The organism is Methylobacterium symbioticum, assembly GCF_902141845.1.
In the GTDB taxonomy this organism is placed as follows: domain Bacteria; phylum Pseudomonadota; class Alphaproteobacteria; order Rhizobiales; family Beijerinckiaceae; genus Methylobacterium; species Methylobacterium symbioticum.
Map to the genome: position 1 here is coordinate 77,044 of NZ_CABFPH010000007.1, position 23,481 is coordinate 100,524.

General features: G+C 71.0%; 19 protein-coding genes and 1 pseudogene. 7 read left to right on the forward strand and 13 right to left on the reverse strand.

Annotated elements, in window-relative coordinates; all coding sequences use genetic code 11:
* Positions 1-276 precede the first annotated feature (276 nt).
* The 4 genes and pseudogenes from MET9862_RS29945 to MET9862_RS04455 all read right to left on the reverse strand — a co-directional run bounded on the left by MET9862_RS29945 (position 277) and on the right by MET9862_RS04455 (position 3,120).
* A complete protein-coding gene (locus MET9862_RS29945) occupies positions 277-567 on the reverse strand; it encodes a DUF1993 family protein (RefSeq protein WP_244612563.1) in 291 nt (96 codons plus the stop codon).
* A 101-nt stretch (positions 568-668) separates the two neighbouring features.
* Positions 669-842: pseudogene (locus MET9862_RS30600) on the reverse strand (DUF1993 family protein); the annotation flags it as partial.
* 33 nt (positions 843-875) lie between these two features.
* The gene (locus MET9862_RS04450) at positions 876-1,622 is read right to left on the reverse strand and encodes a M48 family metallopeptidase (protein ID WP_142581902.1); all 747 of its coding nucleotides are present in this window, start codon (positions 1,620-1,622) and stop codon (positions 876-878) included.
* A gap of 211 nt (positions 1,623-1,833) precedes the next feature.
* Positions 1,834-3,120: a polyhydroxyalkanoate depolymerase gene (locus MET9862_RS04455; RefSeq protein WP_142581903.1), complete on the reverse strand. Its 1,287-nt coding sequence runs from the start codon at positions 3,118-3,120 to the stop codon at positions 1,834-1,836.
* A 279-nt stretch (positions 3,121-3,399) separates the two neighbouring features.
* On the opposite strand from MET9862_RS04455, the gene MET9862_RS04460 reads away from it, so the two are divergent.
* From MET9862_RS04460 to purQ, 5 genes are all read left to right on the forward strand, one after another.
* On the forward strand, positions 3,400-4,791 hold the full coding sequence (locus tag MET9862_RS04460) for an ActS/PrrB/RegB family redox-sensitive histidine kinase (protein ID WP_185156743.1): 1,392 nt from the start codon (positions 3,400-3,402) through the stop codon (positions 4,789-4,791).
* A 38-nt stretch (positions 4,792-4,829) separates the two neighbouring features.
* Positions 4,830-5,429, forward strand: a complete 600-nt coding sequence (locus tag MET9862_RS04465; RefSeq protein ID WP_142581905.1) for an ActR/PrrA/RegA family redox response regulator transcription factor — start codon at positions 4,830-4,832, stop codon at positions 5,427-5,429.
* A gap of 135 nt (positions 5,430-5,564) precedes the next feature.
* Positions 5,565-5,804 carry a hypothetical protein gene (locus MET9862_RS04470; protein WP_142581906.1) on the forward strand — a complete coding sequence of 80 codons (240 nt, stop codon included), beginning with the start codon at positions 5,565-5,567 and terminating at the stop codon, positions 5,802-5,804.
* A gap of 124 nt (positions 5,805-5,928) precedes the next feature.
* The gene (purS, locus tag MET9862_RS04475) at positions 5,929-6,168 is read left to right on the forward strand and encodes a phosphoribosylformylglycinamidine synthase subunit PurS (RefSeq protein WP_142581907.1); all 240 of its coding nucleotides are present in this window, start codon (positions 5,929-5,931) and stop codon (positions 6,166-6,168) included.
* Complete coding sequence (purQ, locus tag MET9862_RS04480; protein WP_142581908.1) at positions 6,168-6,848, forward strand: phosphoribosylformylglycinamidine synthase subunit PurQ; 681 nt, start codon at positions 6,168-6,170, stop codon at positions 6,846-6,848. Before purS ends, purQ begins: the two co-directional genes overlap by 1 nt.
* 624 nt (positions 6,849-7,472) lie before the next feature.
* On the opposite strand, the gene MET9862_RS04485 is transcribed toward purQ, so the two are convergent.
* From MET9862_RS04485 to MET9862_RS04505, 5 genes are all read right to left on the reverse strand, one after another.
* Positions 7,473-9,893: a penicillin-binding protein 1A gene (locus MET9862_RS04485; protein WP_142581909.1), complete on the reverse strand. Its 2,421-nt coding sequence runs from the start codon at positions 9,891-9,893 to the stop codon at positions 7,473-7,475.
* Between the two features lie 176 nt (positions 9,894-10,069).
* Positions 10,070-11,326, reverse strand: a complete 1,257-nt coding sequence (locus MET9862_RS04490) for an N-acetylmuramoyl-L-alanine amidase (protein WP_142581910.1) — start codon at positions 11,324-11,326, stop codon at positions 10,070-10,072.
* A 216-nt stretch (positions 11,327-11,542) separates the two neighbouring features.
* Positions 11,543-12,145, reverse strand: a complete 603-nt coding sequence (locus MET9862_RS04495; RefSeq protein WP_142581911.1) for a hypothetical protein — start codon at positions 12,143-12,145, stop codon at positions 11,543-11,545.
* 248 nt (positions 12,146-12,393) lie between these two features.
* Positions 12,394-12,747 (reverse strand): phasin, encoded by a 354-nt coding sequence (locus tag MET9862_RS04500; RefSeq protein WP_142581912.1) that lies wholly within the window; start codon positions 12,745-12,747, stop codon positions 12,394-12,396.
* A 333-nt stretch (positions 12,748-13,080) separates the two neighbouring features.
* Positions 13,081-14,343, reverse strand: a complete 1,263-nt coding sequence (locus MET9862_RS04505) for a glycosyltransferase (protein WP_142581913.1) — start codon at positions 14,341-14,343, stop codon at positions 13,081-13,083.
* Positions 14,344-14,499: 156 nt separating this feature from the next.
* Between MET9862_RS04505 and MET9862_RS04510 the strand changes: the two genes are divergently transcribed.
* Positions 14,500-14,682, forward strand: a complete 183-nt coding sequence (locus tag MET9862_RS04510) for a hypothetical protein (RefSeq protein ID WP_142581914.1) — start codon at positions 14,500-14,502, stop codon at positions 14,680-14,682.
* Between the two features lie 39 nt (positions 14,683-14,721).
* On the opposite strand, the gene MET9862_RS04515 is transcribed toward MET9862_RS04510, so the two are convergent.
* The 3 genes from MET9862_RS04515 to MET9862_RS04525 all read right to left on the reverse strand — a co-directional run bounded on the left by MET9862_RS04515 (position 14,722) and on the right by MET9862_RS04525 (position 20,290).
* Positions 14,722-17,157 (reverse strand): putative bifunctional diguanylate cyclase/phosphodiesterase, encoded by a 2,436-nt coding sequence (locus MET9862_RS04515; protein WP_438616592.1) that lies wholly within the window; start codon positions 17,155-17,157, stop codon positions 14,722-14,724.
* A 410-nt stretch (positions 17,158-17,567) separates the two neighbouring features.
* Complete coding sequence (locus tag MET9862_RS04520) at positions 17,568-19,250, reverse strand: acyl-CoA dehydrogenase family protein (RefSeq protein WP_142581915.1); 1,683 nt, start codon at positions 19,248-19,250, stop codon at positions 17,568-17,570.
* Between the two features lie 149 nt (positions 19,251-19,399).
* Positions 19,400-20,290 carry a DMT family transporter gene (locus MET9862_RS04525; protein ID WP_142581916.1) on the reverse strand — a complete coding sequence of 297 codons (891 nt, stop codon included), beginning with the start codon at positions 20,288-20,290 and terminating at the stop codon, positions 19,400-19,402.
* Positions 20,291-20,481: 191 nt separating this feature from the next.
* Here MET9862_RS04525 and MET9862_RS04530 point away from each other — a divergent pair, with 191 nt between their 5' ends.
* Positions 20,482-21,375 carry a YihY/virulence factor BrkB family protein gene (locus MET9862_RS04530; protein WP_142581917.1) on the forward strand — a complete coding sequence of 298 codons (894 nt, stop codon included), beginning with the start codon at positions 20,482-20,484 and terminating at the stop codon, positions 21,373-21,375.
* A 252-nt stretch (positions 21,376-21,627) separates the two neighbouring features.
* On the opposite strand, the gene MET9862_RS04535 is transcribed toward MET9862_RS04530, so the two are convergent.
* The gene (locus MET9862_RS04535) at positions 21,628-23,409 is read right to left on the reverse strand and encodes a glucan ABC transporter ATP-binding protein/ permease (RefSeq protein WP_142581918.1); all 1,782 of its coding nucleotides are present in this window, start codon (positions 23,407-23,409) and stop codon (positions 21,628-21,630) included.
* Positions 23,410-23,481: the final 72 nt, after the last annotated feature.

A 23,481-nucleotide genomic window follows, 5' to 3' on the forward strand; every position in this document is an offset into this window, starting at 1 on the left:
TTTTGTCTTAAGGAAGGCCTTTCGCCCTGCCGCCGCGACGTCGTCCCTCTCCCCTCTGCGGGAGAGGGTGGCCCCCGAAGGGGGTCGGGTGAGGGGACCCCCATCTCCGAATGAGGCGTCACGTCGATGCCGAGCATTCTCCTGCACCGTCGCACCCCTCTCCCGACCCGCTTCGCGGGCCACCCTCCCCCGCAGAGGGGGGAGGGAGGGCGGCAGTTCGCGCGTATGACCGGCTTTCAAGACCAAGCGCGGTCCCGTGATCGCTTCGAGACGCCGTCAATGCTCCGGCATCGATCCGGGCCGGAGATAGGCGAACATGTGCGGCACGTAATCGGCCTTGCCCAAGTCGATCCCGTGATGTCTCAGGATGGCGTAGGCTGTGATCAGGTGGAAACAGAACTGTGCCTGCGCCCAGTCGCGCGCGTATTGCTCGCCGGTCATGTCGAAGACGATGCCGTTCGGGAGTGTGAGCGTGATCGGCTGCCCGGCGCCGGCATCAAGTGCGGCTGGCCCGAGATCGCCGAGCACCGCCAGGGCTTCGCCGATCCGGCCTTGAGCCTCGGCCATCGAGCCCGGCCTGTCACCAGCTCTCGTCCCGCGCGGGCCACATCCTCCAGGGATTCCGGCAGGGGTTCGCCGCGGAGCCGGAACGTTGCCTCCTGTGCTTGGTAGCAGGCGAAGCGGACCTGGGATGCGAGGGGTAACATGTCGGGGGCAAGCCGCTTGCCGAGCAGCGCCTCTGCCTCCTCGCCGGGCAATTGCTTGCAGGCCTTGTCGAGCCAGCCCGAGAGCGCCCGCAGCATTTGTGCGTAGGCGGGGACGAGGAGGTTCGTCAGCGACATGGATTCTCCTGAAAACCGGACAGCCGTGCGGACTTAGCCGTAGCGGTGCAGCCCCGCGCCCTCGCGCTTCAGCCACGCCTCAGCCGGCTCCACATGGGGGCAGATCCGGCCGACCAGGGTCCAGAAGCGGGACGAGTGGTTCATCTCGCGCAAATGCGCCATCTCGTGCGCCACCAGGTAGTCGAGCACCAGGGGCGGGGCGAGGATCAGGCGCCAGGAGAAGTTCAGCTCGCCCCGCGCCGTGCAGGAGCCCCAGCGGCTGCGCGTGTCGCGCAGGGTCACGCCGGTCGGGCCCTGGCCGAGGGCCTGCGTGTAGCGGGCGATGGCGGCGGCGAGGTCCTTGCGCGCTTCGGCCTGGAGGAAGTCCCGCACCCGCCGCGCCACATGCGGCTCCCCGCAGGAGACCGAGACGACCGGGCCGCTGGGCGTGTCCTCGATCCGGGTCGCGCCGCTGCGCTCGCCGCGCCGCACGATCCGGTGGGGCGTGCCGCGGACCGGGATCTCCGATCCCTCCGCGAAGGCGATGCGCTCCGGCATCCGGGCGAGGCGCGCCGCGATCCAGCCGCCATGGCTCGCCGCGAAGCGCCGGGCTGTGGCGAGCCCGGTGCGCGGCGGCAGCGTCATCACGACCGCGCCGGTGGCCGAGGAGACCCGCAGGGTCAGCCGCCGCGCCGTGTCGCGTCGGCGCAGCAGGATCCGGACGGTCTCGCCCGCGTGGACGATCTCGATATGGTCGGGGGCGGGAGCCGGGTCGACGCGCCGCAGCAGGGCCGAGAGCATGGCCGCACTCTAGCGCAGGCTCGGCCGTTTGGCATCCGGTTCGGGCGGCTCCCGCTCCGCCGGGGTGACGCATTCGTGCGATGGTCCAGAGGTCGGCTCAAGACCCCTCTCCCGAACGGGAGAGGGGTCGTGTCGTGCTTGGCATCGGTGTCGGAGCCAAGCCTGGGGGAGGAGGCCTGGATTCGCAGATGTGCGAGGGGGAGGCCCCGCCTCAGCTCACCGCGCGCAGGTGCGGCGCCCTGGCCGCGGGCTCGCGCCGCTCGGCCGCCATCGCCCGGATGAAGGCGGCGATGCGCGGCGCGATGACGGCCCGGTAGCGCGAGCCGTTGAACACGCCGTAATGCCCGACGCCCTCCTGCAGGTGATAGGCCTTGCGCGCGTCGGGGAGGTTCGGCGTGAGGTCGAGGGCGGCCAGCGTCTGGCCGACGCCCGAGATGTCGTCCTTCTCGCCCTCGACGGCGAGGATCGCGCAGGTGCGGATGGCGGCGAGATCGACCGGCTCGCCCCGGTGCCGCATCACGCCCCGCGGCAGGGCGTGCTCCACGAACACCGTCTCGACGGTCTGCAGGTAGAATTCCGCGGTGAGATCCATCACCGCGAGGTACTCGTCGTAGAACTCGCGGTGCTTCTCCGCCGAATCGCCGTCGCCCGTCACGAGGTGGTCGAACATGTCGGCATGGGCGGTCACGTGGCGGTCGAGGTTCATCGCCATGAAGCCGGAGAGCTGCAGGAAGCCCGGATAGACCCGCCGCCACGCCCCGGGGAAGGTCGGCGGCACATAGGCGATGGTGTTGCGCTCGAACCAGGCCTGGCCGCGCTCCTGGGCGAGGCAGTTCACGGCGGTGGGCGAGGGGCGGGTGTCGATCGGGCCGCCCATCAGGGTCATCGAGACGGGCACCGGATGCGCCCTCCGCGCCTCCATCACCGCGACCGCGGCGATCACCGGCACCGCCGGCTGGCACACCGCCATCACGTGCAGGTCCGGCCCGAGATCCTCGAACATCGCCTCCAGGTAGTCGATGTAGGTGTCGAGATCGAAGGAGCCGGCGGTGATCGGCACCATGCGGGCATCCGACCAGTCGGTGATGTAGACCTGATGGTTCGGCAGCATCGCCTCGACGGTGCCGCGCAGGAGCGTGGCGTAGTGGCCCGACATCGGCGCGACGATGAGGAGCTTCGGCTGCGGCTCGGCCGGCGGGCGCAGGAAGCCCCGGTCGAAGCTGACCACCCGGCAGAACGGGCGCTCCCAGACCACGCGCTCGGTGACGGGCACGGCGACCCCGTCCACCACCGTGCTGTCGAGGCCGAAATGCGGCTTGCCATAGCGGCGGGTGACGCGCTCGAACATCTCGCAGCCCGCCGCGATCGAGCGGGCATAGGGCGAGTAGGCCAGCGGGTTGGCCGGGTTCTGCACCGCGTAGCGGGTGACGTCCGCCGCGATCCGGGCCGGCGCCATCAGGGCGCGGGCGCCCTCGTACCAGAAATAAGCCAGATCCATCGTCGGTCCCCCCGGAGCCCGCCCGGTCGATGCAGAGCATGGTCCGGCAGGATGCGTGGTCAGCGTTGTGCGAACGTTGCGGCCCGGACGGGCCACAGGGTGAAACCGTCGATCCCGCCGCAGGCCCAGGTCACGATGGCGTGTCACCATGGCGTGCGGACCGGATCGCGGCGCCCCGGGACACCGGGGCCTGTTGCCGCAACTTCGGGGCCCTACCTCCGTTCCCTCGCGGGGGGAGCGGCCCGGCGCCGCGCCCGCTGCGTTGTTCGACGAGACATGATGCCCGACAGCGATCCGTCCCGCCTGCTCCGCGATGCGCGCCACCTGCGCCTCGACACCTTCGTGCGCCTGCGCTGGCTCGCCATCGCCGGCCAGAGCGCGGCGGTGATCGGCGCGCAGTTCGGCCTTGGCCTGTCGCTGCCCTTCGGCTGGTGCTTCCTGGCCATCGCCGCCTCGTCCTGGCTGAATCTCGGGCTGCGCATCCGCTTCCCGGCGAGCTACCGCCTGAGCGACGATTCGGCCGCGCTGCTGCTCGCCTTCGACATCGTTCAGCTCGCGATGCTGCTCTTCCTCACCGGCGGGTTGCAGAACCCGTTCTCGCTGCTCTTCCTCGCCCCCGTGCTGATCTCGGCGACCGCGCTGCCGCCGGAGCGGACGCTCGCCCTCGGGCTCCTCGCGGTGGGGCTCGCCACGCTGCTCGCCCTCGTGCACCGGCCGCTGCCCTGGTTCTCGGACGGGCGGATCGAGTTGCCCTTCCTCTACGTCTCGGGGGTCTGGACGGCGATCCTGCTCGGCACCGCCTTCACCGGCGTCTATGCCTGGCGGGTCTCGGAGGAAACGCGCCAACTCGCCCAGGCGCTCGCCGCGACCGAGCTGGTGCTCGCCCGCGAGCAGCACCTGTCGCAGCTCGACGGGCTGGCGGCGGCCGCCGCGCACGAGCTCGGCACGCCGCTCGGCACCATCATGGTGGTCTCGAAGGAGCTGATCCGCCAGCTCGGACCGACCGCGACGCCTGCCATCCGCGACGACCTCGACCTCCTGCGCGAGCAGGTCGACCGCTGCCGCGGCATCCTCGGCAAGCTGACCTCCCTGGGCTCGGAGGGCGACGGGGAGGGCGGCGGCTTCCTGGAGACCGTGAGCCTCAGCCACCTCGTGGAGGAACTCGCCGCGCCGCAGCGCGCGATGGGCGTCGCCCTCGAATTGTCGAGCGTCGGCGAGGGGCCCGAGCCGGCCTGGCGCCGGAATCCGGGCGTGATGTACGGCCTCGCCAACATCCTCGACAACGCCCTCGACTTCGCCGAGGCGAAGGTCTGCCTGGAGGCGCGCTGGACGGTCGAGCGCGTGTCGCTGGAGATCCGCGACGACGGGCCGGGCTTCCCCGCCGAGGTGCTGCTGCGCGTGGGCGAGCCCTACGTCACCACCCGCGGCCGCAACCGGAGCGGGGAGGGGGTCGGGGGCGGGCTCGGGCTCGGCCTGTTCATCGCCAAGACCCTGATCGAGCGCTCGGGCGCGCAGATCACCCTCTCGAACGTGGCGCGCCCCGGATTGCAGGGCGCGGTGGTGCGCATCTCCTGGGCGCGCCATGTCTTCGAACGCGGGGCGGCCCCGCGCCATCAGCCTGAAATTCCGCGCGCCGCGCCTCTCCCGACAGGAGATGCCGCACCTATATAAGACCCTATCAGAACAAAGGAATCGAAAGGACGCGTCTCATGCTGACGCAGACCGGAATCCCGGCGCCGATATCCGATGCCACGGCCGCCGGCACCGACCCGCTCGCCGCCTTCTCCGACCGCAGCCTCCTCATCGTCGACGACGACAAGCCCTTCTCGACGCGGCTCGCCCGCGCCATGGAGAGCCGCGGCTACCAAGTCCAGGTGGCCGACAGCGTGGCCGAGGGCCTCTCGGCCGTCGAGAGCCGGGCCCCCGCCTTCGCGGTGATCGACATGCGCCTCGGCGACGGCAACGGCCTCGACGTGATCGCCCGCCTGAAGGAGCAGCGCCCCGAGGCCCGCGGCGTGATCCTCACCGGCTACGGCAACATCGCCACCGCGGTGAATGCGGTGAAGCTCGGCGCCTTCGACTATCTCGCCAAGCCCGCCGATGCCGACGAGATCCACGGCACGCTGATGGCCCAGCCCGGCGAGCGCGCCGACCCGCCGGAGAACCCGATGTCCGCCGATCGGGTGCGCTGGGAGCATATCCAGCGCGTCTACGAGCTCTGCGGCCGGAACGTCAGCGAGACCGCCCGCCGGCTCAACATGCACCGCCGCACCCTGCAGCGGATCCTGGCCAAGCGCGCCCCGCGCTGATGAGCCCCGCCCGCCGGAGACCTCTCCGGCGGGCTGTCCCGTAATCGGCCCCTCGAAGCTGCGGCTTGCGCCCGCACGGCCAATCACGCTAGTGCCGTCGCCAGAATCCCCGGGACCCCGAAGAGATTTGGCTCCGTGAATACCCGCAACCTGATCACGATCCTCAGCATGATGGTGCTGGTCGGGACCGAGGTCTTCGCCGTCGCCATCGCCGCCGGTTGGGCGCTGGCCGGCCTCCTCGATCTCGGCGACCGCGTCGGCCACATCCTCATGGGCCTGTTCAGCCTCGTGGCGGCCTGGGTGATGCTCCAGCTCTGGCGCCGCGCCACCAGCATCGAGCCCCTGCGCGATCCGCCCGCCCGCGCGTCCCGCTAGGGGGCGGACGCGCAGCCCCGCGCCGCGAAGGGTTGATCGGGGGCCTGCGAAAAACCTAAGTAGACTGGCGGCCCGTCGTCCCGGATCCTGGGGCAGCCTCCGACACGCGAAGAGCATCCCGATCATGAAAGCCCGCATCATCGTCACCCTGAAGACAGGTGTCCTGGATCCTCAGGGGAAGGCGATCGAGGCCGCTCTGAAGTCGTTCGGAATCGACAGCGTCGAGGGCGTGCGCCAGGGCAAGGTCTTCGACCTCGACGTGAACGCCAGCGATCCGGCTGCCGCCGAGGCCACGCTCAAGGCAGCCTGCGAGAAGCTCCTGGCGAACACGGTGGTGGAAAACTACGCGATCGAGATCGCCTGATGCGCGCGGCGATCGTCGTCTTCCCCGGCTCGAATCGCGACGCCGACGTGGCGCGCGCGCTCCGGCTCGCGGGCGCCGAGGTGGTCAGCGTCTGGCACGCGGACACGGAGCTGCCGGCCGGCACCGACCTCGCCGTGCTGCCCGGCGGCTTCTCCTACGGCGACTATCTGCGCTGCGGCGCCATCGCGGGCCGCGCGCCCGCCATGGACGCGGTGCGCGCCCACGCCGCCCGGGGCGGCCTCGTGCTCGGCATCTGCAACGGCTTCCAGATCCTGTGCGAATCAGGGCTGCTGCCCGGCGTCCTGATGCGCAACGTCAACCGCCGCTTCATCTGCCACCGCCAGACCCTGCGGGTCGAGCGCAATGACACCCGCTTCACCAGCGCCTACGCGCGCGGCCAGGTGATCGACGTCTGCGTCGCCCATGGCGAGGGCAACTACTTCGCCGAGCCCGAGACGCTGGCTCGCATCGAGGGCGAGGGCCGCGTGGCCTTCCGCTACTGCGACCCGACCGGCGCGCTGACCATCGACGCCAACCGCAACGGCTCGATCAACGCCATTGCCGGCATCTACTCCGAGACCCGCAACGTGCTCGGCCTGATGCCCCATCCCGAGAACTTCGTCGAAGGCCTCGTCGGCGGCCAGGACGGCCGCGGCCTGTTCGAGAGCCTCGCGGCCTGAGGGCTCGGATCCGCGGGCCGGCGACGCCGCGCATCCCCATTCCCGATCCTGCCTCGAGCTGCCGCGCCAGCGGCCTCGGGATCATGGCGTTGCATGGGATGCGCGAAGACGCGCGCCCGATGCGCATTTTAACGCCGTGTTAACGTTTCCGATTTATCAATGGGATCAGTCCAGATGGTCTGGATGTCGAGTGGTATTTCTGTCCACTCTGTTTGATGCCTCCCTGATGACTCTTTCAAGCCGCTCTTCGGAGCGGCTTTTTTCTTGGGCTGATCCATTTTTCCGGATGAGGGAGCGGACCGCCACGGATCCCCCCACTCCCCGCGTGCGGGGAGTGGGCTCAGCCGACCCTGCAGTCGGCTGAGCGAGGCGGCAGCCGAGGGTGAGGGGGCGGTTTCAAGCAGAGCCCCTTCCGGAGCAGCCCCCTCACCGCCACTGCGGCTTCGCCTTCGCTTCCTGCCTGCACGACGAGGTGCAGGCAGGCCTCTCCCCGCGCGTGGGGAGAGGGGGGCGCATGAGCCGGCCGGAGGCGAACAACCGGAGGCGGTACCGAATCCCGACCCGAAAAGCCCCTCCCGCCGGGGCGGGAGGAGCTCTGTCGCGGTCGAGACGGGAGAGACGGCCTCAGTACAGGCCGCCGGCCTGGGCGGCGCGGTCGGCATCCGCCGGCACCGCGGCGGGGGCGCCGGGGCCGTCGGGGCGGGCCACGTAGGCGTCCGGCGGGGCGGTGCCGGGCTTGAAGGCCTCGAGGATGGTGCCGCCGCCCTCACCGGAGCCGGCGCGCATGCCCGAGGACGCGCTGACGCGGATCAGCTTGATTCCCGGCGGCACGCGGAAGGGCGTCGGCGGCTTGTCCTTGAGGGCGCTCTTCAGGAAGTCGAGGGCGATCGGGGCCGCGAGGCCGCCGCCGGTCGCCCGGTCGCCGAGCGAGCGCGGCTTGTCGAAGCCGATATAGATGCCGACCGCGAGATCCGGCGAGAAGCCCACGAACCACGCGTCCTTGGCGTCGTTCGTCGTGCCGGTCTTGCCGGCGAGCGGCTTGCCGATCTGCTTCAGGATCGTCGCGGTGCCGCGCTGGACCACGCCCTCCATGATCGAGACCATCTGGTAGGCGGTGAGCGGGTCGAGCACCTGCTCGGAATCGTCCACCAGCTTCGGCTCGTCCTGGCCCGACCACTTCTCGGCGTCGCAGCCGACGCATTTGCGGGTGTCGTGCCGGTAGATCGTCTCGCCGGTCCGGTCCTGGATCCGGTCGATCAGGGTGGGCCGGATGCGCCGGCCGCCATTGGCGAGCATCGAATAGGCGGTGACCATGCGCATCACCGTGGTCTCGCCGGCGCCGAGCGACATCGGCAGCACGGGCAGCATGTCGTCGTAGACGCCGAAGCGGCGGGCATACTCGGCGATGAGCGGCATGCCGACATCCTTGGCCAGCCGCACGGTCATCAGGTTCTTCGAGTGCTCGATGCCGTAGCGCAGGGTGTGCGGGCCGCCGGCCTTGCCGTCGTAGTTCGAGGGCGTCCAGGCCTCCTGGCCGGGGCCGGCCTCGATGGTGATCGGCGAATCCTGCACGATGGAGGAGGGAGTGTAGCCGTTGTCGAGCGCCGCCGAGTAGACGATCGGCTTGAACGAGGAGCCCGGCTGGCGCATCGCCTGCGTGGCCCGGTTGAACTCGGACTCGTCGTAGGAGAAGCCGCCGACCATCGCGTGCACGCGGCCGGTATAGGGGTCCATGGCGACGATGGCGCCGGAGACCTCGGGCTTCTGGCGCAGGCGGTACTGGCCGCGCCCGCCATCCATCGCCTCGACATAGACCATGTCGCCGGCGGCGAGGCCGGCGCGGCCGGCCCAGCGCATGCCCTCCGGCGGGATCACGCCGGTCTCGCGGTCCTTGGAGACCTGTCCGGAGGCCTCGCGGCGGGGCTGCAGGCCGATCTGCAGGCCGCCCGCGCCGTTGCCCAGCACCACGGCGAGCCGCCAGGGCGCCACGTCGCCGAGCGCCGAGACCTCGGCCGCCGCCATGCCCCAGTCGCGGCCGGTCAGGTCGACCTTCGCCACGGGGCCGCGCCAGCCATGCGCTTGATCGTAGCGCACGAGGCCGTCGATCAGCGCCCGGCGCGCCCAGGCCTGCATCTTCGGGTCGAGCGTGGCGCGCACCGAGAGGCCGCCCTCGTAGAGCTTCTTCTCGCCGTAGCGCTCGGAGATCTCGCGGCGGACCTCCTCGGTGAAGTAGTTGGCGTTGGCCGCGTTCGGGAAGGCGACGCGCGGGTTGACGCCGAGCGGCTGCTTCTTGGCGGTCTCCTCCTCCTCGCGCGTGATGTAGCCGTTCTCGCGCATCAGGCGGATGATCTCGTTGCGCCGCACCAGCGCCGCCTGGGTCTTGCGGTAGGGGTGGTAGTTGTTCGGTCCCTTCGGCAGGGCGGCGAGATAGGCCGCCTCGTTGACGGTCAGCTCGTGGACGGACTTGCCGAAATAGTCGAGCGCGGCAGCCGCGACGCCGTGCAGGTTGCGGCCGGGCACGATGGTGCCGAGGAAGATCTCGTTCAGGTACAGCTCGAGGATCTTGTCCTTCGAGTAGGCCGCCTCGATCCGGAGTGCGATCAGCGCCTCCTTGATCTTGCGGTCGTAGGTCTGCTCGTTGGAGAGCAGGAAGTTCTTGGCCACCTGCTGGGTGATGGTCGAGGCGCCCTGCTTCTTGCCGCTCGCGGCATTGGTCAGCACCGCGCGCACGATGCCCTCGGGATCGATGCCGCCGTGCTTGTAGAAGTTCTTGTCCTCTGCCGAGAGGAAGGCCGCGACCACGACCTTCGGCATCGCCTGGATCGGCAGGTAGAGCCGGCGCTCGCGGGCATATTCGGCGAGCAGCGAGCCGTCCGCGGCATGGACGCGGGTCATCACGGGCGGCTCGTAATTGGCGAGCGCCGCGTGGTCCGGCAGGTCCTGGCTGTACTTCCAGTAGAAGAACGCCCCGGCAGCCGCGGCGACCAGGAACAGCACCGCCCCGATGCTGAACAGGAAGCCGAAGAAGCGAAGGATCAAGCGCATCCGGTTTTCCGCCTGTCGGTGGCTCGGCCGCGCACGGCCCTGTCTCGGCTGGGGCGGCGGGCGCGCTCCGGAAGGCTTTTACAGAACCTCGCGGGCGGCCGCCATGAGGCCCCGGCCGCTCGCATCCTGACGGCGGCGCGACGGGGCATTCTCGATGCCCCGTATCCACACTGGATCTATGGTGAAACTGGGGCGATTGCCGCCGCGCGGCGTGCCGTGGCAACCGGGCGCCCGAGCGTGGCGCGGTTGGCGAAGAACAGCTCGATCGCCTTCGCCATCGAGCCGGTGACGCCGGCGCGCCACTCGGGCGATTGCAGCATCTCGAGGTCGCGCTTGCTCGACAGGTAGCCGAGTTCCACCAGAACGCTCGGCACGTCGGGCGAGCGCAGCACCCGGAAGCCGGCCTCGCGGTGCGGCTTCGTGCTCATCTCCATGACCGGGCTCAGATGGCCCATCAGGGTGCGGGCGAAGCCGGAGGAGAAGCCGCGGGTCTCGCGCAGCGTCAGCTCCTGCAGGATGTCGGCGATCTCGGGCGGGCCCTCGCTCGCGTCGGCGCCGGCGGCGGCGTCGGCCTTGTTCTCGCGCTCGGCGAGCTTGGCTGATTCGGCGTCGGTCGCCTTCTCGGAACCCGTGTAGATCGTGGCGCCGCGCACCTGCGGCGCCGAGGAGATCGAATCGGCGTGGATCGAGACGAACAGGTCGGCCTTGGCCTCGCGGGCGAGGCGCACCCGCTCGGCCAGCGGCACGAACACGTCGCGGTCACGGGTCATGCGCACGCGGTAGCGGCCGCTCTCCTCGAGCTTGCCCACGAGGGCCTGGGCAAAGCCGAAGACGATGTCCTTCTCGAACACGCCGCCGACCGCGATGGCGCCGGGATCGGTGCCGCCATGGCCCGCATCGATCATCACCAGGGGGCGCTGGTCGGCAGCCTCCCGCACCACCGCCTTCGGCGCGGGCGCCGGATCGCTCGCGGCGGCGGCCTTGCGGAAGGCCTCGCGCTCGACCTTCTGGAACGGGATGGTGAGGAGCACGGCGCCGTCGCGGGGGCGCGTCGCCGTCTCGATCGGGCCGACGGCCGCGGGTCCGGCGAGATCCACCACGATGCGCGAGCGCCCGGGCGCGAACAGGCCGTAACGGAAGGACTGGACCACGCCCTCGCGGCGGCGCCCCGCCTCGGGGCCGAGCTGGAAATTCACCTCGGGCAGGTCGATCACCGCCCGGTCGGGCCGCTCCATCACGAAGGCGCGCGCCTCGACCGCCTTCGACAGGGTGATGGTGAGCCGCGTGGTGCCGGTGGCGCCGCCCGCGAGGTCGGCCGCGATCGCGACCACCCGCTCGCCGTCCTGCGCCGCGGCCGGTCGCGGCCCGGCGAGCGCCGGGACGAGCAGGGCGGCGAGGAGGACGGTTCGGATCAGACGCGTGCGGCTCGGCATCGTTCGGTGCGGTCTCCCGGGCCCTGAATAGGGCATAGGGGCGGCAGGGTTAACCGATGCTTGCAAAGTTTCGCACGATGGGTCCGGATTTGTGGCGGGCCGGCGACAGCCGCGAACGGTCCCCCGAAACGCGACGCGCCGCCGGCCCGGGGCCGACGGCGCGTCGCGTTCGTGGCGGCCTGGCGGCCGGTATGCGCGCCGGTGCCGGGCCGTCGGTCAGTGGGCCGACAGCGAGCGGCCGGCCCGGCGGGCTATGGCCATCCAGCAGGTCAGGGAGGCGTCGGCGGCGCGCTGCATCTCCGTGACGTTCAGGCGGATCATGTCGGCCGGCGTGCGGACCTCGCCGAGGGCGCGCATGTGCGACAGGGCCGCGGCGCTCTCGGTCTGCACGTAGTTCAGCAGGATCGTGCCGATGCCCTCGACGTCGAGATAGGTCGGCGTGAAGCTGAACCGGTAGGCGAAGGCCTGCGCCGGGGCCGGGGCCAGTCTCGCGGCCGGTGCCGCCGTCTCCGGCTCGGCGGGGGGGATCTCGGTGGCGAGCGTTGCCAGCGCCGGGGCGGCGGCCTCGATGGTGGCCGGCTCCTCGACCGGCTCCGCCGGCGGCGCTTCCGCGGCGGCCTCGACCGGTGCCTCGACGGCCTCGGCCGGCTCAGGCGCAGCGTCGAGCGCGGGCTCGACGGGGGCCGGCTCGGCCTCGGCCGCGGGCTCCGGCGCGGCGGTTGCAGTCTCGACCGGGCTGGTCTCGGGGTGGCTGGTCTCGATCGCGTCGGTTTCGGGCGTCTCGGGCGCGGCCGTCTCCGTCACGGCCTCGGCCGTCACCGTGGTCTCGGGTGCGGCACGGCTGGCGATCGGAGCGGGCGCGGCCGGGCTGCGCCGCAGGGGCGGCCTCCGATTCGAACCCTGTGGCGTGCGCTGCTTACCCATCGCTCGTCATCCCTCGTAGAATCCTCCGGCCGGCACGCCATCCCGGTGGACGTGCCGTCGGAGCCTCGACCCTGCGGGTCGACCTGATCCGGGAGCCCGCGGCGGACTCCCGGCCTGTCGGCCCCTGCGGGGGCCTCGACGCCTCAGTGCGTCGCGTTCTGGGCGAGGCTGCCGAACTCCTTGGCCTGGGCCTGGAGCGCGGCGATCTGGCTGCGAAGGAACTCGGTCTGCAGCTCGTAGGCCTCACGGAAGTCCTTGGCGCGGACCAGCTTCTGGGCGTGGTCGAAAGCGGCCGAGGCGTTGGTCTGAGCGTGGTCGAAGCCCTTGGCGACGGCGGCCTGCAGAGTCGACTGGAAGGTCTTGCTGCCCGTCTGGAACTGGTCGACGGCCTTGTGCGCGTTGGTCATCATCACGCCGACGGCGTTGCGCGCCTGGTCGACGCTCTTCTCCGCGAAATCGCGCATCTCGGTCGGGATCTCGAAGTTCGGGGTCTGCATGTCTCTCTCCGCTCGCGGGCCGGGCTCAGCCCGGCCCGATCGGCCACGACTGGCGGACTGACTTATGTTGCATTGCAACAAAAAGGTCAAGAGACCCCGATAGGCGGATATCGGCCTGTGTGACGGATCATAACAAATGTTAGCGTCACGAAAACTTTATCCGGCGGGTTGATCCGCCGAGATCCCGATCGTCACGGTACTGCGCCACAGGTCAGGTCCAGTACCGCCCCAGTGAGCCGGCGAAGTCAGCCGAAGCACAGGCCCGGAGATTGGGCCGGAAAGTCCGGATGCGCAAGCCTCCCGGCCATGCGGGGCGATTCTGAATGCAATAGTTCAGCCGATCGCCGACTCGGTCGCATGCGCCGGCACGCCATGCTGCGCCGCACAGGCCGCCTCTCGCGCCACCCGCGCATAGAGTTCCGCCAGCGCCCGGGCATGGGCCCCGAGACCCATCGGCGCGGCCCGGAAACGGGCCTCGGCCGCGCGGCCGAGCCGTGCGACCAGCCCGTCATCCCGCAGGGCGCGGACGGCCTCGGCCAGGGCGCCCGCCTCCGGCGCCGTCACGAAGCCGGTCTCGCCGTGCACCACCTTCTCCGAGGCCCCCGCGCGCTCCGAGGCGATCACGGGAATGCCGGCGGCCAACGCCTCGTAGACCGTAAGCGGCCCGGTCTCGAACCAGCGCGAGGGCGCGGCGAGCGCCCGCGCCCGGCGGCGCAGGATGTCCCCGACCGCCTCCGGGGCCTGCCAGCCCAGCATCTCGACCCCGGGGCGGCCGGCGAGCTCCGCCTCGAGCGGGCCGGTGCCGACGAACAGGGCCGTGAGCCCGGCGGCGGCGGCCGCCTCGGCGACGAGGTCGGCGCCCTTCTCGCGGGTGAGCCGGCCGACATAGGCGATGGCGTCGCCCCGTTCCGGCGCGGCCGCTGGCCCGGGGCGCGTGCGCACGGGGTTGTCGATGCGGTGGTGGCGCAGGCGATAGCCGCCGAGCAGCGCACCCAGGCGCTGCCGGCTCGCGTCGCAGACATGGATCACGTGCAGGGGGTGCCCGGCGAGCGCCTGCCGCAGGGCCGCGCTGCGCGCCACCCGCACCAGCTTGTGCGCCCGGCTCTTCGCATCGCAGGGCGCTGCGATGCAGGCGGCGGACAGAGGCTTCAGCGCGCAGGGCTCGGCCCGGTCGAAGCGGTAATAGACCCCGTTCGGGCAGGCGAGGAAGTAGTCGTGCAGCGTCACGAAGACGGGCGCGCCCGCTCCCGCCAGAACCGGGAACACGCTGGGCGACAGGCTGCGCGTCCACTGGTGAAGATGCAGGGCGTCGATCCGGCCGAGGCCGGCGAGCGCCGCCGCGACCCGCTCGGCCGCGGTGAAGTGCCAGATGCCGGAGGCGGCGCCGGCCAGCGCCCCCCGGCTCCAGATATCGGGCAGGCCGAGGCAGAGGCGCCGGATGCGCGGATGGTCGAGGAGCGGGTCGACCGGCCCGTCGATGCCCTGAAGATAGGTGACCGAGAGCCCGAGATCGGCGAGGCCGCGGGCCGATTCGAGGGCGACCTTCTCGGCCCCGCCGCTGACGCCCGCGAATTCGGCAAGGATGACGACGTGCATGGCGCGGGCCTGGCGGCGGTTGCGGAGCGGAGAGCCTAATCCCGGCCGCGCTGCCACCCGGTAAACGGCCGGCCTGCAACGCCTCCGGGCGCCTCGCGTTGAGGGGGCAAGAGGTGCGGCGCGCGCGCCGCGTCCCCGCCAACGAGGAGCGCGTTCATGGCCCAGAGCCCCAGCAAGCCGCAGGACACGGACAAGGCCGGCTTCCAGCAGGACACCCCGAAGCCCGGCGACAAGGCGAATCCCGAGAACAAGCAGGGCGAGCTGAGCGAGCGGCTCGACGAGGCCCTGGAAGAGACCTTCCCGTCGAGCGACCCGGTCTCGGTGAAGATCACGAAGTAGCGCCGACCGGGAGCCGCTGCCGCTCGCGGCGCGCGTCGCTCAGGCGGCCGTGCCGAGGCGGTGTGCGGCCTCGGCCCCGTCCTGGGCGAGCAGGGCGCGGGCCGCCTCGGCCGTCAGGGGGCGGCTGAACAGGAAGCCCTGAACCTCGCTGCAGCCCTCCGCCTGCAGATGCGCGAACTGCGCGGCGGTCTCGACGCCCTCCGCCGTGGTGGCGATGCCGAGGCTCGCGCCGAGCCCGGTGACCGCCCGCACGATCGCGTTGCAATGCGGATTCTCGCCGACCTGGCTGATGAAGGAGCGGTCGATCTTGATCTTGTCGAACGGGAACGAGCGCAGGTAGCCGAGGCTCGAATAGCCCGTGCCGAAATCGTCCATGGCGATGCGCACGCCGAGGGCGCGCAGGGCGTGCAGCGTCGCGACATTGGCGTCGTTCTCGGCGAGCAGCACCGATTCGGTGATCTCCAACTCCAGCCGCTGCGGGGCGAGGCCGGCGGCCTCCAGCGCCTCGGCGACCGTGCGGACCAGTTCGCGGTTGCGGAACTGGACCGGCGACAGGTTGACCGCGATCCGCACCGGGTCCGGCCACGCCGCCGCCTCGCGGCAGGCCTGGCGCAGCACCCAGGCGCCGATCGGCCCGATCAGCCCCGTCTCCTCCGCGAGGGGAATGAACTCGCCCGGCGAGATCGGCCCCTCGACCGGATCGGTCCAGCGGAGCAGCGCCTCGAAGGCGCAGACCCGCTGCGTGGCCGCGTCGATCAGCGGCTGGTAGGACAGGGACAGCTCGCCGCGGGCGAAGGCCTCGCGCAGATTGTTCTCCCGGCGGCGCCGGGCCTGCACCCAGGCATCCATCTCGGGCTTGAAGCACCGGAAGGTGCTGCCGCCATCGGCCTTGGCGCGGTAGAGCGCGAGATCCGCGTTGCGCAGAAGCGTCTCCGCGTCCTCGCCGTCGCGGGGCAGGCAGGCGACCCCGATGCTCGTGCCGATATGGCAGACCTGTCCCGCGATGTGGAAGGGCGCCGACATCTCGGCGATGATCCGGCCCGCCAGCGCCTGGATGAACTCGGCCTCGGCCGGCCGCGGAACCAGGATCGCGAACTCGTCGCCGCCGAGCCGGGCGACGCAATCCTCGGCGCGCAGGCAGCCGAGCAGCCGGGCGCCCACCTCGCGCAGCAGCGCGTCGCCGACCGGATGGCCGAGGGTGTCGTTGACGATCTTGAACTTGTCGAGGTCGAGGCAGAACAGGAAGGCGCTGCTGCCCTTGGCCTTCCTCCGGGCGAGGGTCTCGTCGAGGCGCTTGGCGAACAGGACCCGGTTCGGCAGCTCCGTCAGGGCGTCGTGGTGGGCCATGTGGTCGATGCGGGCCGCGTTGCGGCGGCTCTCCGTGACGTCGACCACGGCGCCGAGGCGCGCCGGCCGTCCCTCGAAGGGCATCGCCCGCTCGAACAGGCTGACCTCGATGACGGAGCCGTCGGCGCGGCGATGATGCAGGATGCCGTCGCTGTCGGTCTCCCCGGTCCCGGCCGAGAGATCGGCGAGCGCCAGGGTGAGGAAGGTCTCCCGGTCATGGCCGTAATGGGTCACGGCCGCGGCATTCACCGCGACGAAACGGCCATCCGCGGCATCGACCAGCCACATCGGCAACGGATTGTCCTCGAAGAGAAGCCGGAAGGATTCCTCGCGGGCCTTGATGTCGCCGACATCCGTGAGGGTCACCGCCACGAGGTCGCCCACCGCGCCGACCTCCCCCTTGAGGTGGAGCAGGCGGCCGTCCGAGCGCGGATAGGTCAGCTCGAACGCGCCGCGCCCCGGCCGCCCCGGGGCTCCTGCGAGACGGGCGATCACATCCCGGCCCGGGGCTCCCGAGAGCAGCTCCCCCAGTCGCTTCCATTGCAGCTCGGTGTCGGGCCGCCCGAACATCCGGGCCGCCCCCTGGTTCAGCGCGACGATTTTGAAGTCGGTGATGGTCCCCGCGGCGTCGCGCAGGGCCGTGAGGGCGAGCATCCCCTGCTCGGTCGCTCCGAACAGGGCCCGGGCCAACTCCGTCCGGACCATCTCCTCCCCGAGTTGGATCAGGACGAGCGGATCCGCGCCGCCCCGGGACAGCGGCACGCCGACGAGCCTGTGCGTCGTGACGATCCCCTCCGCGAGCCGGTCGCAGCGGGCCTCCGCGGGCGCGGCGCTCCGCGCGGCGGAGACGACGATCTCCGCGACGGACCGGTGCACCTCGTCCGGCAGGGCCGCGAGCGACAGGCCGCGGAGATCCTGGCCGAGCCAGTCCGCAAAGCCCTTTCCGCCCCACAGAATCGTGTCCGGCTGCCCGTCGCGGGTGGCAACCAGGGCGCAGCGATCGGCAAGGCGCCCGAGGCGGCCGAGCACCACGCTCTCGTAGCTCGGGATCGTGCCGTCAGCACGCCGGCTCTCCTGCCAGTGCTGAACCAGGCTGCCCGATGCGCGGGCGGCGTTATGCGAGGACACGCGTGTTGGCTCCGACGGTCTCGGAGCAAGGTCTAGAAGCAGATTTCCTTACAGCGAGTTCATGTGCCGGCTTCCGATCCGCGCAAAAATCTCGGAACCTCGGCCTGCCGCCGCGAGATCTATCGCCGAAGCCCGTCCGCGTCCGGAAGACAGGGGCGGACGATGCGAAGATCTGTGCGCCCTCGCGCGTCGCCCAGGCATATGCGTCGTATCTAGGCCTGGTCGCGCGCCGTCGTCGTGAGCGGACTCGTCTGGCGGCGCGAGGCGCGGATCCGGCTCTCAGAGCCTCTTTGAGCTGGATCGACTGATTCTCATGTGAAGATCCGGCTCCTCCCACCCATCCACCTCAGGATGAGGTCGAGGAGGGGATAGGCCGGATCGACACCCGATCGATCGGCTCGAACAGGCGCTCAGGCCGTCTCGAGCAGGCGCCGGGCGATGACCTGGGCCTGGATCTCGGCCGCGCCCTCGAAGATCGAGAGGATGCGGGCGTCGCAGAGCACGCGGCTGATCTGGTACTCCAGGGCGAAGCCGTTGCCGCCATGGATCTGCAGGGCGTTGTCCGCCGCCGCCCAGGCGACGCGGGCGCCGAGCAGCTTGGCCATGCCGGCCTCGAGGTCGCAGCGCTTGCCCTCGTCCTTCTCGCGGGCCGAGAAGTAGGTGAGCTGGCGCGCGATGTTGATCTCGACCGCCATCATCGCGAGCTTGTCGGCCACGCGCGGGAAGTTGATCAGCGGCTTGCCGAACTGCACCCGCTCCTCGGCGTAGCGCAGGCCGATATCGAGGGCCGACTGGGCCACGCCGATGGCGCGGGCCGCGGTCTGGATACGGGCCGATTCGAAGGTCTGCATGAGCTGGGCGAAGCCCTTGCCCTCGATGCCGCCCAGGAGGTTCTCCGCGGGCACGGAGAAATTCTCGAAGGCGAGCTCGTACTCCTTCATGCCGCGGTAGCCGAGCACCTCGATCTCGCCGCCGGACAGCCCCTCCACGGGGAAGGGATCGGCATCGTCGCCGCGCGGCTTCTCGGCGATCAGCATGGAGAGGCCGCGATGGCCCTTCTCCTCGGGCTTGGTGCGCACCAGGACCGTCATGATGTCGGCGCGCACAGGGTGGGTGATCCAGGTCTTGTTGCCCGAGATCTTCCAGGTGTCGCCGTCCTTCACCGCCTTGGTGCGGAGGGAGGCGAGATCGGAGCCGGTATTCGGCTCGGTGAAGACCGCGGTCGGAAGGATCTCGCCGGAGGCGATCTTCGGCAGGAACTTCTGCTTCTGCTCCTCGGTGCCGCCGCCGAGGATCAGCTCGGCCGCGATCTCCGAGCGGGTGCCGAGCGAGCCGACGCCGATATAGGCGCGGGACAGCTCCTCCGAGACCACGCACATGGCGGCCTTCGGCATGCCCATGCCGCCGTATTCCTCGGGGATGGTGAGCCCGAACACGCCGAGCTCGGCCATCTTCTCGATGATCGCCATCGGGATGTAGGCGTTCTTCAGGTGCCACTCATGCGCCTGATCGACCACCTCGGCCTTGCCGAAGCGGCGCATCTCGGAGCGGATCGCCTCCATGTCCTCGTCGAGGCCGGAATCGCCGATCGTCGCCGAGCCGCCGCCCTCGCGGATCTTGGCGACGAGGGCCGCGCGGTTCTGGGCGGTGTTGCCGGTGGCGATCATCGCCTCGACGGCGTCGGTGCGGAACTGGGCCAGCTCCTTGGCCGAGAGCCCGAGGGAGCCCACGGGGCGGACCATCTCGCCCTGGCTCATCGGGATGCCGCCGAACATCTGATCGAGATACTCGCCCGCGCCGATCCGCACGAGCAGCGTCTCGGTCTCGCCGAGGCGGCCGGCCGCCTGGAGGGCCGCCGCGTAGGCGCCGAGCTCGCGCACCGCCTCACCGTAGACCGCGAGCCAGGCGAGGCCGTGGGTGGCGTGCTGCTCCGTCTCGAGCTTGGCGGCGTCGATCTTGCCGTCCTGGCCGAGCACACGGGCGCGCACCCGGCGCGTGGCCTCGGCGACGAGCTTCTTGGCCGCCGCGCCGGCCTCCGTCGCGAGGGCGACGATGTCCTGCGGCTCGGTCTGGAGAACGGGGGAGGCTGACATGCGCGCACCTGTGCAGGGTTCGGATCTCGTGTGGCCCCGTTATAGGGCGCTCCGCAAAAGCGGAGATATTTTTTTATTTGCACCGGCTCTGAACGAAAGTGAATTCGCGTCGCATTGCACCATGGTGCAAGACGGCGCCGCTCTCGGGCTCAGTTCCGGCTCGCCAGGGCCACACCGAGCACGGCGACGACCATGCCGCCGACCTGCACGGGGGCGAGGGTCTCGCCGAACAGGGCGTAGGCCATGACGGCCGAGACCGCCGGCACGAGGTAGAACAGGGCGGAGACGCCGGCGACCGCCTCGCGCCGGATCAGCCAGAGCAGCAGCAGGACGCCGCCGACCGACAGGCCGAGCACCGCCCAGGCCAGCCCGGCGAGCGCCGGCGGCGCGAGATCGAACCGCCCGTCCTCGAACAGCAGGGCGAGCGGCAGGGTGAGGAGGCCGGCCCCGAGGAACTGCACGGCCGCGTTGGTGCGCAGGTCGACCGTCGCCGCGAAGCGCTTCTGCCACAGGGTGCCGGCGGTGAGGGCGAGCGTTGCCGCGAAGCAGACGGCGAGGGCAACGGGCGGGATCGCGTCGGCGGACGGGCCGAGCTTCGGCACGAGGACAAGCCCGGCCCCGATCGCGCCGATTCCGATGCCGAGCCAGCGCCGGCCCGAGACGCGCTCGCCCAGCAGCGGGCCGGCGACCAGGGCCGCGAGCAGCGGCTGCAGGCTGGTGATCAGCGCGGTCAGCCCCGCCGGCAGGCCGCGGCTCACAGCCCAGAACACCCCGTCGAGATAGAGCCCCTGGAGCAGGATCCCGGCCAGGAGCGCGTCCCGCCAGCCGCGCCAGCCCACCGGCCAGCGCGCCCCGGCGACGAGGGCGACCGCGCTCAGGACGCAGACCGTGAGCAGGAAGCGCAACGACAGAAAGGTGAAGGGCTCGGCATGGGGCGCGACGAGGCGGGCGACCACGAAGCCGCTCGACCAGATCGCGACGAAGAGCCCGGGAACGAGGCGGAGGGCGGGGTTGGCCGTTGCGGAGAGCGGGCGTGACATCGGATGCGGGCGGCGGCAGGGGCGGAGCCCTCTGTAGACGACTTGGCCCAAGAAAGCCTGGCCGCAGAAAGCCTGGCCGTGAGGCGCTTGACCGTGTCGGGTGCGGCCTCCAGGCGCGGACCCGCGCAGGCCCGGCGGCGGAATGGGCGCTCTCGCCCGTGGCCGGATCCGGTGTAGAGACCGGACCCGTCATGCCACCCGCTCCACGCCCGCGCCGCTTCCTCGAGATCGCTGCGATCGCCGCGCAGCGCTTCGTCGCCCATGACGGCTGGGCGATCGCGAGCCACATCGCCCTGTCGATGCTGACCTCGCTGTTCCCGTTCCTGATCCTGCTCGCGGCGCTCGCGGGCGTGTTCGGCTCGAAGTCGCTCGCCGACGAGGCCGGGGTGCTGATCCTCGATGCCTGGCCGCGCGAGGTGGCCAAGCCCATCGTCGGCGAGGTGCACCGGGTGCTCACCGAGCAGCGCGGCGGCGTTCTGACCCTCGGCGCCCTGCTCGCCCTCTACTTCTCCTCGTCCGGGGTGGAGAGCCTGCGCGTCGGGCTGAACCGCGCCTACGGCATCCGCGAGATGCGGCCCTGGTGGCTGACGCGCCTCGAATCGATCGGCTACGTGATCTGCGGCGCCTTCGCCATGCTGGCCTTCGCCTTCCTCGTGGTGCTGGGACCGCTGATCTGGCGCACGCTGATCAACGTGGCGCCGGGGCTTGAGCCGCTGAGCCTCACGGTGGCCATCGGCCGGATCGCGGTGACGGCCGTCCTGCTCGTGCTGGTGCTGGTGATCGCCCACAAATTCGTGGCCGCAGGGCGGCGGCCGATCCTGATGGTGCTGCCGGGCATCGCCGCAACGCTGCTGCTCTGGTTCCTCGCCGGGCTCGGCTTCGGCTTCTATCTCGACCGGTTCTCGAACGCCTACGCCTCCACCTATGGGGGGCTGGCCACCGCGATGGTGTTCCTCGTCTTCCTCTACTGGCTCGCGGCGATGTTCCTGTTCGGCGGCGAGATCAACGGCACGGTCATCGCGGCCCGCCGCGCCCGGCTTCAGGCGAAGATGCAGGCCCGCCGCGCCGGGGTGACGGCGCCCTGATCCGGGTGCCGAGAGGGATTATCCCTCTCTCAGGGATGGGCGGAGCCCGGGGCCTTCCGTCAGGGCTTTGCCCCGACACCCCACCAAAGGGATGATCCCTTTGGAAACCCGGAGGTGCCGGATCGCACGCGGGCGGTGGAACCCCAAGCGGGGCCGGCGCATTCCCCCTGCACTCCATGCGATCCCCAGAGCACCTGCAAAAGGCCCGCCGTCCGGCGGGCCTCTTTTTTCGTGCCTTGCGGTTCCCGTGTCTCAGGCGGCGAGGGCCAGATCGTCGTCGGTCTCCGCCTCGGCGGCCATGAACTGGGCCCGGGCGAGCTCGGCGAAGCGGCCGTCCTGCGCGACCAGTTCGTCGAAGCTGCCGCTCTCGACGATGCGCCCCTCGTGGAAGACCAGGATGCGGTCGGCGTTGCGGATCGTGGCGAGACGGTGGGCGATCACGAAGGTGGTGCGGCCCTCCATCACCGTCTCGAGGGCGGCCTGGAGCTTGCGCTCGGTGGCCGCGTCCAGCGCCGAGGTGGCCTCGTCGAGGATCAGGATCGGCGGGTTCTTCAGGAGCGCGCGGGCGATCGAGAGGCGCTGGCGCTCACCGCCGGAGAGCGAGCGGCCGCGCTCGCCGATCACCGTGTCGAGCCCGTCGGGCTGGCGCGCCATGAAGGCCGAGGCCTGGGCCCGCTCCAGGGCGTCGAGCATCTCGGCATCGGTCGCGTCGGGGCAGCCGACCTGCAGGTTCTCGCGGATCGAGCGGGCGAACAGCATCGGCTCCTGGAAGACCACGCCGATGTTGTGCCGCAGGGAGGCGAGGCCGATGTCGCGGATGTCCATGCCGTCGACCCGGATGGCGCCCGAGGCCGGGTCGAAGCTGCGGTGCAGGAGGCCGAGGGTGGTCGACTTGCCCGAGCCCGTGGTGCCGACGAGCGCCACCGTCTCACCGGCCCGCGCCGAGAAGGAGACGCCGTCCAGCGCCTGGCGGCGGCCGTCATAGGAGAAGGCGACGTTCTCGAAGCTGACCTCGCCGTCGAGGCGGGCGACCTGTTTGGCGTGCGGCCGGTCGCGCACGGCCGGGACCGTGTCGTAGATCTGGAAGAACTCGGCGATCTTGGGGGCCTGCTGGAACACGCCGTTGACGAAGCCGACCACGTGGTCGAGGCGGCCGACGAAGGCAGTGGCGAGACCCATGAAGGCCACGACCTCGCCGACCGTGGTCGTGCCGGCCTGGTAGAGCATGATGCCGGTGACGAAGATCGCCGTCATGGTGATGGTCGCCGAGGCGCGGGTCGCCACGTTGGCGAGCGCCCACCAGGACAGGACCGGGATCTGGGCGTCGAGCAGGTTGCCGATGATGTCGCGCATGGCATCCTTCTCCGCCTTGGCGCGGGTGAAGGACTGGATCACGGCGACGTTGCCGAGCGCGTCCGACGCGTGGGCGGCGAGGCCCGAATTGTACAGCTCGACCCGGCCCTGCAGCGTCTCGGTGCGACGCATCACGAAGGTGGTGAGCGCCGTGAAGACGAGCACCAGCACCACGAGGATGAGGCCGAGCTTCCAGTTGACGAAGAGGGTCATCGGCAGGAGCACGCCGAGCGAGACCAGCGCCGCGAAATGGTCGCGGAAGAAGCCGAGCCAGAAGGCCGACATGCCGTTGGCACCCTCCAGCATCGCCTTGAGAACGGTGCCCGAATGGGTGCTGGCGTGGAAGGCGAGAGGCAGGTCGAGCACGTGCTCGAAATAGCCCGCCATGGCCGAGAGCCGGTTGCGGTGGGCGAGCCGGTCGGCGTGGAGCGCGATGGCGACGCCCGCCGCGATGGTGAAGAAGCCGAAGGCGACCCAGGCGAGAATCAGCGGCAGCATCGTGCCCATGGCGTCGCCGCCCCGCTTCAGATGCGTGAGCTGGTCGATGATGCGGCCCATCAGCAGCGGCTCGGCGAAGGCCGTCCCCGCCAGCATGACGTTGGCGCCCGCCAGGCCCCAGGCGAGCCTGCGGTCGGTGCCGAGCAGTCCCAGCACGCGCGCGTAGAGACGAACCAGCGACATGGACACTCCGGTTGCCCGCTCTCCCGGCGCCGACCCGTCCGGGTCTCCGCGCCGCTTTCCCCTGGACCCGCC